Raw genomic sequence first — 14,998 nt, forward strand, 5'->3', positions numbered from 1 at the left:
GTACGAAAGGCAAGTCTTCTTTTATTATTATTAAGTATGAAAAAAGGAGAATGACGAGATGAATTCAAATTTAGAAAAAGATATACTATCGCGTCGTACTTTTGCCATTATCAGTCACCCTGATGCTGGGAAAACGACGATTACAGAAAAGCTTTTACTTTTTGGTGGTGCCATTCGTGATGCAGGTACAGTCAAAGGGAAAAAAACAGGTAAGTTTGCAACATCGGACTGGATGGAGATCGAAAAACAACGTGGGATTTCGGTTACTTCATCCGTCATGCAATTCGATTATAGCGGCTCTCGTGTGAATATTTTGGATACCCCTGGTCACCAAGATTTCTCAGAAGACACATATCGTACATTAATGGCTGTAGATAGTGCTGTCATGGTAGTGGATGCTGCCAAAGGGATCGAGGCTCAGACTTTAAAGCTATTTAAGGTTTGTAAAATGCGTGGCATTCCGATTTTTACATTTATTAATAAGTTAGACCGTCAAGGGAAAGAACCACTTGAGTTGATTGAAGAGCTTGAAGAGGTACTAGGTATCAACGCATATCCAATGAACTGGCCAATCGGTATGGGTAAAGAGTTCCTTGGTATTTATGATCGTTATAATAAACGCATTGAACAATTCCGTACAGATGAAGCTGAACGTTTCTTACCAATAGATGACAATGGAGAGCTTGCTGTGGAGCATCCAATGAAAGTGACTTCTTATTATTCACAAGCAATGGACGATATTCTCCTTCTAGATGAAGCTGGGAATGCGTATTCTGAGGAAAAAATTCGTCGTGGGGAATTAACACCTGTATTCTTTGGTTCAGCATTAACGAACTTTGGTGTTCAAACCTTCCTTGAAACATACTTACAATTTGCACCGACACCTCAGCCTAGAATTACTGAAGATGAGCAGTTCATTGATCCTGTGGAGCATAATGAATTTTCAGGTTTTATTTTCAAAATTCAGGCCAATATGAATCCTGCCCACCGTGACCGTATTGCCTTTGTACGTATTGTTTCTGGTAAATTTGAACGTGGAATGAATATGACATTATCTCGTACTGGGAAATCCTTTAAAGTTACGCAATCCACACAGTTCCTTGCAGATGATCGTGAAACAGTAGATGAAGCAGTTGCCGGAGATATTATTGGTTTATATGATACAGGAACATACCAAATTGGAGACACTGTTGTAGGTGGCAAGAAAACATTCCAATTTGAAAAATTACCACAGTTTACACCAGAATTATTCGTACGTGTAACAGCGAAGAACGTTATGAAATCAAAGCAATTCCATAAAGGGATTTTACAATTAGTACAAGAGGGTGCCATTCAATACTATAAAACGTTGCATACAGAAGAAGTTATCCTTGGAGCAGTTGGTCAATTACAATTTGAAGTATTTGAGCATCGTATGAAAAATGAATACAATGTGGAAGTAAGAATGGAGCCAATTGGTTCCAAAATCGCACGTTGGATTGAAAATGAAGAGGATGTTAAAGAGTCTATGTCCTCAGGTCGCTCCATGCTCGTGAAGGACCGTTTTGACAATCTTGTTTTCCTATTTGAAAATGAGTTTGCTATGCGATGGTTTGCCGATAAAAACGAAAACATTAAACTTTATAGCCTTCTATAATCATGAAACACGAATCGACAATTTTGCGATTCGTGTTTTTTTGCAAGGAAAATTGACACTGTTTGTAGAATATATACATTATTAGGAAATGTAAGTTTCTTTTAAGGATAGTATTTCGCTAAAGGGAGCCTAGCTTATTTATAAAATAATATCCTTTTCGGCTATCATAGAAAGGAAGAGGTAGAAAAAGGAGTTTGTTTTTATATGAATATTAGTCATTTTTCCATTAAAAGACCCGTCTTTACGATTGTTACTATGCTTTTTGTCATCATACTAGGCGGTGTCTCATTATTAAAAATACCGATTACATTGATTCCAGAGTTAAATCCTCCTATTGGTGTGGTTGTCACCTCATATCCTGGGGCAAACCCGACGGAGGTAAATGAGAAGATAACGAAGCCATTAGAGGCTACACTTGCCACCTTACCTGGCATCAAGAAAATCCAATCAACCTCACAAGAAGGCTCCAATTTAATTGTGCTTGAGTTCAACTGGTCCACTAATATGGAAGTGGTCCAACTCGATATTTTACAGCGAATTGATATGACCCCACTGCCTCATGATGCTGGCAAGCCTAGTTTTCTAAAATTCGATCCGTCTCAATTTCCCATTATTCAGCTGTCTTTACGTGCGGAAAATAATCAAGTAGATGTACGTTTATTAGCTGAGCACTTAGAGAAAGAGCTGCTACGGACAGAGGGTGTTGCCAGTGTGAATGTTTCTGGCAAATTGATTGAAGAGATCCAAATAACATTAGACGAAGCAAAGTTAGTTGAAAAAGGCTTGACACAAACAGATGTGATGCAAATAGTTCAAGCGAATAATGTGTCGCTACCTGGTGAGCCTGTTTCAACAGATGATGGCAAAATGCTATCAACACGTATTGTGAGTACATTATCATCACCTGAAAGCATAGCCGATTTAATTGTTTCGGTGAACCCTTTAACGGGCGAATTGCTAACCGTTGGTGATCTTGCAACCGTCGAGAGGACAGAACAACAATCTCTTACAACAACACGTGCTAATGAGCATCCAGCAGTCCTTATGTCTGTTTTACAGGAATCTGGTGCAAATACGGCAGAGGTTTCGAAGGAGTTTCAGAAGGCCTTAGAGGCATTACTAAAAAAAGAACAGTATAAAGGAATCACAGCAGATATTCTTGTTGATCAAGGTAATTATGTAGATTTAGCAATTAGCAACATCGGCTCTTCCTTACTATTAGGTGGATTATTTGCGATGTTCATCCTATTTGTTTTTTTACGTAGTGTAAAGAGTCCGATCATCATTGGTGTTGCCATTCCTTATTCGGTTATTGTGACATTTGTGTTGATGTTTTTTGCGAATTTTTCCCTCAATATTATGACATTAGGAGCTTTAGCACTTGGAATTGGTATGCTTGTGGATAATGCCATAGTCGTTATTGAGAATATAGAAAGACACTTAGGATTAGAAAAGGACCCCATTACTGCAGCAAAGGAAGGAACAAAGGAAGTAGCCCTTGCGATTACAGCCTCCACTTTAACAACAATAGCAGTATTCATTCCTGTCATGTTCATCGAAGGATTGATTGGTCAAATTTTTACAGAGTTCGCCTTAACAATCTCGTTCAGCTTAATTGCATCTCTAGTAGTGGCGTTGACGGTCGTGCCGATGCTAGCAAGTCGACTTTTAAAAATGAAAAACAGTAATTTTTATGTAGAACGCAGTAAGTCCAAATTTTATCGGCATTACAAAAATTCAATTGTCTGGGTATTAAAGCATCGAATGCTCATACTAATTTTCACAGTAGTTTGCTTTAGTCTATCTTTATTTGGGCTGACTCGAATAGGTACTGAGTTTTTACCGCCTACCGATGAGGGCTTCACTTCTATAAGTGTCAATCTTGAAAAAGGTGTTGCTGTATCGGAAACAGAAAAGATTGTTAAGCAAATTGAGGAACGTTTGAAACAGGAAAAAGATGTGGATGTTTATGTTAGTTTAATTGGCGGTACACAACAATCTCAGGCACGTGGACAAACTAGCGCCAACCAAGCTGAAATGTATGTAAAACTTGTGCCATTAGCAGAAAGGCAACGTTCCATTTTCGAATTTGTGGAAGAGCTAGAACAAGATATACAGGGAGAGCTTGGAGAGCAAGCAGAAATTACTTTGAATGTATCAACAGCTACAGGCTCGTCACCACACACCTTAACATTCCGCTTAACAGACTCAGATGAACAAAGGCTACAGCAGACTGTTAAGAAAGTGCAGCAGGAACTTCTAGCGATTCAGCAAGTCACAAATGTCTCTACAGATTTAGATAATACTGTTCAAGAGATTCAAATTGAGGTTAATCGAGAAAAAGCAAAAGACTACGGTTTTGTTCCAGCACAAATCGCTCAAACCGTGAATCAAATGACAAAAGGTCAATTAACGTCCCAATTAATTACTGAGGACGGCGCAGTATTACCCGTTTATACAGGCTATGGACAGACATTTAATACTAGTATAGATGCGCTAAAAGCTATGCAGCTTCGTTCGCCAGCAGGCTTATTTGTAAAATTAGAGGAAGTGGCTACTGTATCTATACAAGAGGGTCCCGTATCCATTCGTCGTTCTGATCAAGCAGCAGCAGTGGCCTTTTTTGTAGATTATGAAACAAAGGAATCGTTGGGAGGAATTTCTGCAAAAGTAGATAAAGCATTAGAACATGTCAATTTGCCACCTACCACTCAAGTTGTGTTCAGTGGGGATCGAGAGCTTTATGATAGTGCAATCGATGATATGCTATTAGCAGTGATGCTAGCAATCGTGCTTGTTTATATTGTGATGGCGGCTCAATTTGAGTCATTTAAATATCCATTTGTTATCATGTTTACTGTCCCATTAATGATCATTGGTGTGGCGATCGCTATGTTCGCAACACATACTTTAATTGGTGTGACCTCTGTTATTGGTATTTTAGTGCTTGTTGGAATTGTCGTGAATAACGGCATCGTACTTGTCGATTATATTAATCAGCAAAAGGCAATGGGTATGCCAGCTTATGAGGCAATTTTACTCGCTAGCCAAGATCGTCTACGTCCAATTTTAATGACAGCGTTAACGACTATTTTAGGGCTATTACCACTCGCACTTGGCATTGGAGAAGGAACAGAGATGAACCAACCAATGGGAATTGCTGTAATCGGAGGGCTTGTGACTTCAACATTACTAACGCTGTATATTGTACCGATTATCTACAGTTTAATGGATAAAGAAACAAGAAAGATGCGCTAGATTCAAGGGGGAAAGAAAGATGAAGGTTCATTTTTTTACTGGTTTTCCTGGTTTCATTTCGAGTCAACTAATTCGAGCATTATTCCAAAAGAAACAGACGCAACAAGTGATTGCAATCGTGTTGACAGGTGAAATCATCAAGGCACAAAAGGAAAAAAACAAACTGATAGAGGAGTTTCCTGACTGTTCGATTCGTATCGTGGAGGGCGATATTACACTACCAAATCTGGGATTAGACAATCAAACCCTCAAAGAAATTGTACCGCAAATCGAAGTGCTTTGGCATTTAGCCGCAATCTATGATTTAGCTGTGCCACGTGATATTGCGTGGAAAGTAAATGTTCATGGGACAACAATGGTGAATGATTTTGTCCGCACCTTACCAAATTTACAACGCTATATGTATTTTAGTACTGCCTATGTGGCTGGTATACGAGAGGGACTACTGCGTGAAAATGAATTGATCCGACCTAAAGCATTTAAAAACCACTATGAGGAAACAAAATATGAGGCTGAGCTTCGAGTGGAGGATTTAAAATCAGAATTACCATTGACGATTATTAGACCTGGAATTGTGCGGGGGCATTCCGAAACGGGTGAAACCATTAAATTTGATGGCCCTTATTTCTTTTTAAACTTAGTGGAACGTTTAAAGGGTTTACCTTTTATTCCGTATATTGGTCAATCTACATCGACGATTAATGTAGTGCCAGTCGATTATATTTTAAATGCCTCTACTTTTCTGGTAAACGAGCAGGGTGCAGAAGGGAAGACACTTCATTTAACTGATCCAAATCCTCACCCTGTACAGGAAGTATACCGTACAATGGTGAAACTAGTTACGAACTCTTATCCAAAAGGACGTTTACCATTTATATTGGCGAAACTATCATTACAGCTTCCTTTTATTCGGAAAAAATTAGGTGTCGAACAAGAAACATTAGATTATTTAACATGGAATGCCACATTTGACACGACTGAAGCACATCATATTTTACAAAAAGGCGATATTACATGTCCTGATTTTATACAGACGATGCCAAGAATGATTGAGTTTTATTTAGCACATAAAGAAGATAAGAGCTATCAAATTCAGATTAAGTAAAGAAAAACATATAGATATTTTTGTCAGCTGTAAATGATAGTGCTATAATATTTGAAAGAAGATACCTTCGACAATTTGTCAAAGGGGAGTAGCTAACAGGCAATTAACTTTACCTGGTTTCACATTCGTCAAGACATGGTACTTACCATCGGGTGTGATAGTGAATGGCTCTATACGTATGACGTGTAGATTAATGTACCTTAAAGAAAATAAGGTATGAATTTACTTAGCGAGACCTTTGCCTGAATTAGGGCAGGGGTTTTTTTCTTTTTGTACTTGGATGAAATGGTCATAGTGGGTATATAGAGCTTAGAGGAGGCACTAGAATGGAAGCAATTTTATTACAATATGGCTGGGTATTAATTGTCCTAGTTGTATTAGAGGGGTTACTTGCAGCTGATAACGCGGTAGTAATGGCTGTTATGGTCAAGCATTTACCACAAGAGCAGCAAAAAAAGGCGTTATTTTATGGACTATTTGGGGCACTAATTTTCCGATTCTCCGCGCTGTTTGTTATTACGGTATTGGTAAATTATTGGCAAATACAAGCAGTTGGTGCTGCTTATCTATTGTTTATGTCTGCGAAAAATATATATGATTTGCGTAAACATAAGGATGAAGAAGAAGAACAAACTGAAAAAGCTGGAAAAAAGGGTTCTGGTTTCTGGTTAACCGTCCTAAAGGTAGAAGCGGCAGATATTGCTTTTGCTATTGATTCGATGCTGGCAGCCGTTGCAATTGCTGTAACTTTGCCACACTTAGGCGGATTTGATATTGGCGGTATCAATGGCGGGCAGTTTATTGTGATGCTCCTTGGTGGATTTATCGGCGTTATTATGATGCGTTTTGCAGCACAATGGTTTGTAAAAATATTAAATGATTATCCTTCACTTGAAACAGCGGCATTTCTAATCGTTGGCTGGGTAGGTGTGAAGCTGGTTGTCTTAACATTGGCTCATGAAAAGGTAGGGATATTACCTAAGGAATTTCCACATTCCACTGCATGGGAGTTAACCTTCTGGATTGTCCTAGTAGGTATTGCATTTGCAGGCTATTTAGTCGGTGTTCGAAATAAAAAATAAGTACATGAACGTTAGGGGAATAGTTATCACTATTCCTCTTTCTTTTTTTATGTATTTTTTCTATACTATAATCTATCTAGTTGGGCATCATATGTGGGAGGAGTTGTTAAAGTGCCTTGGAAAAAATCATCAAATAAACTAGTCACACCATTTCAGGTACTTGTTTCTTATTATTTTATAGCGATAGCGATTTCCTTCCTGTTACTACGGCTTCCAGGCGTTCATCAAGAAGGTGTAAAAGTTTCTTTTTTAGATAGTTTGTTTACGGCAGTCAGTGCAGTAAGTGTCACGGGGTTAACGACGATTAATATTTCGGAAACTTATACGACCTTTGGGCTTATAATGATTCTTGTTATTTTACAGTTAGGCGCCATTGGTATTATGTCACTTGGTACCTTTGTGTGGTTGCTAGTTGGGAAAAAAATTGGCATGCGTGAGCGCCAGTTAATCATGATAGATCATAACCAGTACAGTGTCTCTGGTGTTGTTAAATTAATCCGCGAAATTTTAAAAATTTTATTTGGCATTGAATTAGCAGGTACGATTATTTTAACGCTACATTTTACCAATTACTTTGATACATTAGAAGAAGCCTTTTTACATGGAATTTTTGCTTCTATTTCTGCTACAACAAATGGTGGTTTCGATATTACGGGAATGAGCTTACTCCCATTCCATGATGATTATTTTGTACAAATGGTTACCATGGTACTGATCGTATTAGGAGCTATCGGCTTTCCAGTATTAATTGAATTGAAGACTTTCTTACTTAATCGACGCGAGAATTTTCGTTTTAGTTTGTTTACTAAAATTACTACTTCAACATACGCCATTTTATTTATAGTTGGTGCGCTTGTCATTTTACTCCTTGAATCTTTCCATTCTTTTAAGGAAATGTCTTGGCATGAAGCACTATTTTCAGCGATGTTCCATTCCGTATCAACAAGATCGGCTGGATTGACAACTTATGATGTCACGACATTTAGCGAAGCAACCGATATATTTATGAGCTTCCTGATGTTCATCGGTTCTTCACCAAGTTCAGTTGGTGGAGGGATTCGTACCACAACTTTTGCCTTGGCCATTTTATTCTTAATTACCTTTGCTAGGGGAAGAGAGGATATTCAAGTATTTGGTCGAGAAATTCATTTAATTGATGTTTTCAGGTCATTTGTCGTTATTTTATTAGCCTTTTTCATGGTGTTAGTTGCAACCCTTATCTTGCTTATAACAGAGCCACAAGCATCCCTTATTCAGATTATTTTTGAAATCACATCAGCGTTCGGTACATGTGGGATGTCGTTAGGAATAACATCCGATTTATCAGTGATTGGTAAAATCATTATCATTATTTTAATGTTTATTGGTCGAGTTGGATTAATTTCATTCCTTTACACACTTGGGGGTGGAGGAAGAGGTAAAAAATCAGGCTTCCACTATCCAAAGGAACGAGTAATTATAGGGTAAATCTTAAGGAGTATATGATGCTTAATAGGAAATCATCCCATCATATACTCCATAAAAAGTATAAAAACATGAAGTTGTCATAAAATATTCAAAAAATTTAAAATTATTTTTCCTGATTGAACAATTCATTTTTTGGGTATTTTTACAAAGATTTAACAGTTTTTGTTTAAGTAATTTAGCCTATATTGATAAGGCTAGCTATGAATACTTAACTAACGGAACGAATGATATGGAGAAAGAACAAATTTTACAGTCTTTATTGTTACTTTGAGGATTTAAGAATGTTTTAAGTAAGAAAAAAAGCTAGTCCTGATAATTATTACAGGACTAGCTTTTCTTATTATTTAGAGTAGATTGTTGCAAAATAGGGCGCTTGACCGTGACGGAAATAGGTTAACAGATAGCCATTTTTTGGTACAATTTTGCCATTTATGAAATCTTGATAGTCAAGAGAATGGGGGATGATCAAGGTATGCTTAAACAACTCTTTTTCAGATAACTTAAAGTTAGCAAATTCCTCACCAGCGATAGCTGGATTTTCTCGTAAGGCATGATAAAGGGCCTTTTGTTGGTCTTCTGTTGGACGTTCATTCCACCATAGCTTCCGTGGTTGGAACTGCTGAGCCATTAAATAATCAAGCTGCATTAAACTCTGGACAATGTTTAAATTCACATCTTCAATAGTTTCTAAAAACATTAATAAACGGCGGAATAAATCTTCCAGCTGATGGCCAATACGAGACCAGCCTTTTGTTTCCCAATACGTCCCGAAATTCTGGAAGAAATCAAATGGTGTATCAAAGACCTCTGTCACTAAGTATTCAATCGTATGATCCATACGGTGATCATTCCAATACTTCTCAAGCACATCCTCAGCATGTTTAATGCGAACGATATCATCAAATGTTAGAACATTATTTGAAAAGATTTCGTAAGGAGATAGATCCACATAGGTATAGCCAAACTTTTCAGCTTCTAATCGAAGACCAGTACCGCGTAAAAGCTTTAAAAATCCAAGCTGTAATTCCTCTGGCCGCATTGCAAAAACATCATTAAATGTTTGACGGAAGCTTGCATAATCTTCCTCTGGCAATCCAGCAATTAAATCTAAATGTTGATCTATTTTTCCGCCATCTTTCACCATTGTTACGGTTCGCTTTAGTTTTTCAAAGTTTTGACGACGTTTCACAAGAGTATTTGTTAAATCGTTCGTCGATTGAACACCTATTTCGAAACGGAACAAACCTTTTGGTGCATTGTCATTTAAGAATTGAATTACTTCCGGACGCATAATATCGGCCGTGATTTCAAATTGGAACACAACGCCAGGTTTGTGTTCATCAATTAAAAATTGGAACATTTCCATAGCATAGCTACGACTGATATTGAAGGTACGATCCACGAATTTAATTGTTCGAGCTCCGTTATCCATTAAGAAACGAATATCCTCTTTTATTTTTTCACGGTTGAAGTATCGGACGCCCACTTCAATAGAAGATAAACAAAATTGGCAGCTAAATGGGCAGCCTCGACTTGTTTCAATATATTGAATTCGTTTACCTAGATAGGGAAGATCCTCCTCGAAACGAAAAGGACTTGGTAATTCACGCAAATCAATTTTAGGTGGCATAGCGTGAATCTTGACTTTCTCGCCCTCTAAATAACAGATACCAGGAACATCTTCCAGTAATATGTCACCATGGAAGTAGCGCAGTAATTGTTTAAATGAAGTTTCTCCTTCACCCATCACAATGAAGTCTACCTCAGGTATTCGACGTAACCAATGGTGAGAATCATAAGAAACCTCAGGCCCCCCGAGCAAAATTTTAACATTTGGACAGACCGTTTTTAACATTTTAATAACGTGAATCGTTTCTTCGATGTTCCAAATATAGCAACTAAATCCAACAATATCAGGTTTTTTTTGGAATAAATCTGATACAATATTAAAAGCAGGATCTTTAATAGTATACTCTGCTATAATTGGGTTAAACTCCGGTAAAGCTGCGCCTTTTAAATAGCGCAATGCTAAATTTGTGTGAATATACTTTGCATTTAAAGTAGTTAAAATAGTATTCATGCAATAATCTTCCTTTCAACATCCTATTGTAGCAGTCAAGTATCTGACATACAATATAATTCATTTTACCTATTTATTTTGTGAACGGTTCGTGAAATAATTTAAAATACTTAAATTTACTAAATTTTGTAATAATAGAATCGTGCGGTCATAAAGTATAGTAAAGACTCAAAATTCGATTTAGAGGTTTTTTACTCTTTTGAAAGGTTCGGTGAGAAAGTTGAAGCAAAATGATATTAATCAATGTTTTGGAAATCTTATGAAAAGTACTTCGTCACCAACACTTATACTCAATAAAGCAGGGAAAATTTTGAACGTCAATGAGGCTGCTATCAAACTTTTTAATCTTAATTTAACGTATATTGGCTATTTAGCTATGGACGAGCCATCTAATTTTAAATGGACTAAGTTCGTCAAACAGTTACAAAATGATTTACGTTCAGAAGAAATTTTCAATATTCGCACAGTTGGAAATGACTACGAAATGTTATCTTTCAAATGTTTTTACGATCCCAATACAGAAGAAATCGTTGCGCAAATTTCAACATTAAATGATGATGTTGCTCATAAATTATATGTTAGTCAAGCACATGAGAGAGCGCAATCTTTTAATGCCTATGATTACTTACCTTATGCTGTCATTGTTAGTGACGCTAGCGGTATTATTCTTGGGCTTAATAAATATGCAGAAATGTTTCTGAAAGTTGAAAATTCGCAGCTCCTTCATAAAGCGCATCAACATATATTCGATTCATTTACATTGAAAAAAGGACAAATTACATCCTACCTATCTAAACTAATGGGTGAAAAACATGCAAGCATTCATGTAGTCGATGAAACACAAGTGAGCAGAACTTGCTATTATGAAATTTCCAGTATCTTTGATGAATACAATAATATTATTGTCACTGTTATTAATGATGAAACAGAGAAAAAGCAACTTCAGCATAAAGTCGAGCATCAGCAAGCATTAAATGTTGTTGGACAGATGGCTGCGAGTATTGCGCATGAAATTCGTAACCCATTAACTTCTTTAAAAGGTTTTACGGAATTACTAAAGTTGAATGCTGATGATGAATCACGCATGTATCTCTCTGTTATTGACAGTGAGCTTCAACGGATGGAACAAATCTTATCCGAACTTTTAGTATTGTCCAAGCCAACAACGATGAAAGTGGAATTATTGGAACTGGATCATATTGTAAAGCAAGTCATTGAGTTTATGCTACCAGATGCACTTATGAAAAATATTATGATTCAGTATATTTCTACTTCTAATCAAGTATATATTGGCGGCAGCGAGAATCGATTAAAGCAAGTGCTGATGAACCTGATCAAAAATGCAATGGAATCCATGAATAATGGCGGTACGATTACCGTCGAAATGGCAACGATTGACTGTGCGATTGTCGAACTTATGATAAAAGATGAAGGTGTTGGCATGGACAGCACGACACTTCAAAACCTATTCCAGCCTTTTTACACGACAAAATCAACAGGGACAGGACTGGGCCTTGCTTTCGTGAAAAAGGTGATTGAAGAGCATGAAGGTGTAATAGGCGTTAGTAGCGAATTACAGAAGGGGACATGCTTCCATCTGCAGTTTCCAATTTACACATTTAATCAGATGGATACAATGGAAGTATCCACAAAAGATTCTGCTTATTTAGTAACATAAAGAGAGTAAAAATGGTTGCATAATGAGCAACAAAACCTTCTAAATCGTATATTGCTTTTGACAATGCTTTTCTAATGTCGCTATAATGTCATGTATAAAGAGCGAAGTGAGAGGAAAAGAATATGCCGTCAGAAGATCTAAAACAATCTTTAAAATTATATATTGTATTATCACGTGCACTAAAATCAATTAATGAGACAACACATCAATTATTTCAGGATAATGGTTTAAACCCAACTGAATTTGCTGTTCTAGAGCTTCTCTATCATAAAGGAAGACAGCCATTACAGCAAATTGGCAATAAAATTTTGTTAGCCAGTGGGTCTATTACGTATGTCATTGACAAGCTGGAGAAGAGAGGTTACTTATTACGAGTATCTTGTCCTGCTGATCGTCGTGTTACGTATGCAGAAATCACCCCAGAAGGTGAAGCATTTATGGGAGAGCTGTTCCCAAAACACGAACAGCATTTGCATGAATTAATGAGTGTGCTTTCACCAGAAGAAAAAGAACAAGCTATTATGTTGTTGAAGAAAATAGGCCTTTCTATAAAGGATTTATCTTATTAAAAAAGTTGTCTCATTGATTTGAGACAACTTTTTTTGTAGAAAGGGAAGGACGATAGACCATGTCTATCGTCCTTAGCATTTTATTATTTTTTAGATATAGTTGCTGCCATATTAAGCATAGCATCTGTTAAATCTTGTTCATCATTATCATGAATTGTTAATTTTGTAATGAGACCATCTTTTTCAAGAACAACCCCAATTACTTTCTCAGTATCGTAGTCTACAACATAACCCTCGATATTTTGAATATCTTTGAATGCAGCTAATTCATCAGCAGTTAATGCTACTGTATCACCCACAGCATTCATATAATCTTGCATAGTTGTTTTTACTTCTTCAAAGCTCGATTGTGAAGCTTCAATCGTCTCAATACGCATAAACACTTCATCATCATCATTTGACACTAACATGTCTTTACCAGGCTCTTCTTGTGTCAGTGTAAAACCAGGAAGCTGTTGTAGTTTATAGCTTTGATTAACACTTGCTGATTCAGTTGCCTTTTCTGTTTTATCTACACCATTTTGGACGTATTTCACATCCTGTTGTGGCTGTTTAGAAGTATCCTCTGTATTTGTATCATTTGATGCAGGAGTATCTTCTTCTTCCTCATTTGATTCACCTGCTGTATCATCTCCAGATGGTTTTTGATCGGCACCAGTATTAGATGGCTCATTTTGTTGAGCATCTGAATCCCCTGTTTTATCAGATGTATTACAACCTACAACTAATATGGCTGCTAGTAATAATGCAAGAATAGAAACTAATTTTTTTTGCATAAAAAACCCTCCTTTTCTAAATTAAACGTCAGTAAAGATAAAATGTTTCCAAATTTTAATGTTATGATGTTAAAGGCAACACTAAAAATAATAATAGTACAAAAACGACATGAGCTACAATAACAAGTGGCATACTTTTACGCCATTCATATAAGAAGCCCCAAATAATGCTTGTTACAAGTGCGGCAATGACACCAAGCATGAATCCGCTTAGGGCAATTGATATAGCACATAATACTGCGGTAACTATGACAGCCAACGTTGGGCGCATAAAGCGTTTTAACTGCTGTTGGATATAACCACGCCAAAATAATTCTTCACCTATGGCAACGATAAATACGAGTAAAACATAGTGCCAAATATTTTGTGGTCCATAGCTTGCTAAAAATTTTTGAACGGATTGTACTAAGTTATTATTAATATATGGAGCGAGCCAGTAACCGAAGCGAATAATACCATATGTGATGGTACCGTATCCAATACCAAAGAGTAAAAATTGCCATGTAGGTAATTGATCTTCAATGGAGCCAGCTAAGATGGCAATGGCAATACATACTAGTAGAGTGAATGCATACATGTACCAAAATACCGCTTGGTTAGCAAAGGTAAAAGCAAGCATGCCATAAACGAATAATAAAGAAAGGAGAAATAGTATTGTTTGTTTCGAATTTGTTAGCATATTCGACCTCCATACCTTAATCTTATCAAAAAAATAGTCCCTTATCATCTATTAAGACAAAAAGGGACTATTCAGACTATTAAGCTTCATTAGTATATAAAATTTTATAACGTTTATGATTGACGACCGTTTTCTCTTCAATTTCTAGGGAATCAAAATTCTCCATATATGTTAAATTAACAATCACCGAATTTTCATTTACCTTTTCTACAATACCTTGGAGACCATTTTTAAACTCGATAATATTTCCAACTTCAGCTATTTTCACAGACAGTCAGCTCCTTCATCGACTAATAATATACAGTTTGCATGAAAAATTGGTAAACGTAAAGCTTTTTTTAAATAATTCATAATTTATTACACAAATAATGAAAAGAGAGGAATAAAGTAAATGGAAAAATACGAAAATATGCTTAAACAATTACAAAATGGGGAAAGAGAAAGTATTGAAATTCAAAAGGAAGAATTTTACGAATTTCGCGAAATACTTGTAAGGCATCCATTATTTAAACATTTCAGAGGTGAGGCCAAGCAAAATGGACGGATTATCTATACTTATACTGAAATTCCAAGAAGTTAATTTGTCGAACATTGTCGTAAGTTAATGCTGTAAGAAATGAAATATAAATGTATAATAATGGTATGATTATTTGTGTGTGGAGGGTTGT

12 protein-coding genes are annotated in these 14,998 nt (G+C 36.5%); 8 read left to right on the forward strand and 4 right to left on the reverse strand.

Annotated elements, in window-relative coordinates; translation table 11 throughout:
- The first annotated feature begins 58 nt into the window (after positions 1-58).
- From MHB65_RS03965 to MHB65_RS03985, 5 genes are all read left to right on the forward strand, one after another.
- A complete protein-coding gene (locus tag MHB65_RS03965) occupies positions 59-1,636 on the forward strand; it encodes a peptide chain release factor 3 (RefSeq protein ID WP_205441508.1) in 1,578 nt (525 codons plus the stop codon).
- A gap of 204 nt (positions 1,637-1,840) precedes the next feature.
- Positions 1,841-4,894: an efflux RND transporter permease subunit gene (locus tag MHB65_RS03970; protein ID WP_342442564.1), complete on the forward strand. Its 3,054-nt coding sequence runs from the start codon at positions 1,841-1,843 to the stop codon at positions 4,892-4,894.
- Between the two features lie 19 nt (positions 4,895-4,913).
- Positions 4,914-5,999, forward strand: a complete 1,086-nt coding sequence (locus tag MHB65_RS03975; RefSeq protein ID WP_342442565.1) for an SDR family oxidoreductase — start codon at positions 4,914-4,916, stop codon at positions 5,997-5,999.
- A 326-nt stretch (positions 6,000-6,325) separates the two neighbouring features.
- The gene (locus MHB65_RS03980) at positions 6,326-7,081 is read left to right on the forward strand and encodes a TerC family protein (RefSeq protein ID WP_205441514.1); all 756 of its coding nucleotides are present in this window, start codon (positions 6,326-6,328) and stop codon (positions 7,079-7,081) included.
- 111 nt (positions 7,082-7,192) lie between these two features.
- Positions 7,193-8,548 (forward strand): potassium transporter TrkG, encoded by a 1,356-nt coding sequence (locus tag MHB65_RS03985; protein WP_205441516.1) that lies wholly within the window; start codon positions 7,193-7,195, stop codon positions 8,546-8,548.
- A 340-nt stretch (positions 8,549-8,888) separates the two neighbouring features.
- Here the strand turns inward: MHB65_RS03985 and MHB65_RS03990 are convergent, their stop codons facing one another.
- Complete coding sequence (locus MHB65_RS03990; protein WP_342442566.1) at positions 8,889-10,628, reverse strand: B12-binding domain-containing radical SAM protein; 1,740 nt, start codon at positions 10,626-10,628, stop codon at positions 8,889-8,891.
- Between the two features lie 310 nt (positions 10,629-10,938).
- Here MHB65_RS03990 and MHB65_RS03995 point away from each other — a divergent pair, with 310 nt between their 5' ends.
- Positions 10,939-12,306 (forward strand): ATP-binding protein, encoded by a 1,368-nt coding sequence (locus MHB65_RS03995; protein ID WP_342442567.1) that lies wholly within the window; start codon positions 10,939-10,941, stop codon positions 12,304-12,306.
- A gap of 122 nt (positions 12,307-12,428) precedes the next feature.
- Positions 12,429-12,875 carry a MarR family transcriptional regulator gene (locus tag MHB65_RS04000; protein ID WP_342442568.1) on the forward strand — a complete coding sequence of 149 codons (447 nt, stop codon included), beginning with the start codon at positions 12,429-12,431 and terminating at the stop codon, positions 12,873-12,875.
- Positions 12,876-12,958: 83 nt separating this feature from the next.
- Here the strand turns inward: MHB65_RS04000 and MHB65_RS04005 are convergent, their stop codons facing one another.
- From MHB65_RS04005 to MHB65_RS04015, 3 genes are all read right to left on the reverse strand, one after another.
- Complete coding sequence (locus tag MHB65_RS04005) at positions 12,959-13,651, reverse strand: hypothetical protein (protein WP_342442569.1); 693 nt, start codon at positions 13,649-13,651, stop codon at positions 12,959-12,961.
- A gap of 61 nt (positions 13,652-13,712) precedes the next feature.
- Entirely contained in the window at positions 13,713-14,330 is a 618-nt protein-coding gene (locus MHB65_RS04010; protein WP_205441534.1) for a type II CAAX endopeptidase family protein, read from the reverse strand.
- Positions 14,331-14,409: 79 nt separating this feature from the next.
- Positions 14,410-14,598, reverse strand: a complete 189-nt coding sequence (locus MHB65_RS04015) for a DUF2187 family protein (protein ID WP_004224583.1) — start codon at positions 14,596-14,598, stop codon at positions 14,410-14,412.
- Between the two features lie 123 nt (positions 14,599-14,721).
- On the opposite strand from MHB65_RS04015, the gene MHB65_RS04020 reads away from it, so the two are divergent.
- Positions 14,722-14,910: a hypothetical protein gene (locus MHB65_RS04020; protein WP_205441536.1), complete on the forward strand. Its 189-nt coding sequence runs from the start codon at positions 14,722-14,724 to the stop codon at positions 14,908-14,910.
- Positions 14,911-14,998: the final 88 nt, after the last annotated feature.

Origin of the sequence: Lysinibacillus sp. FSL K6-0075, from assembly GCF_038592945.1 — a bacterium.
Lineage (GTDB): Bacteria > Bacillota > Bacilli > Bacillales_A > Planococcaceae > Lysinibacillus > Lysinibacillus fusiformis_F.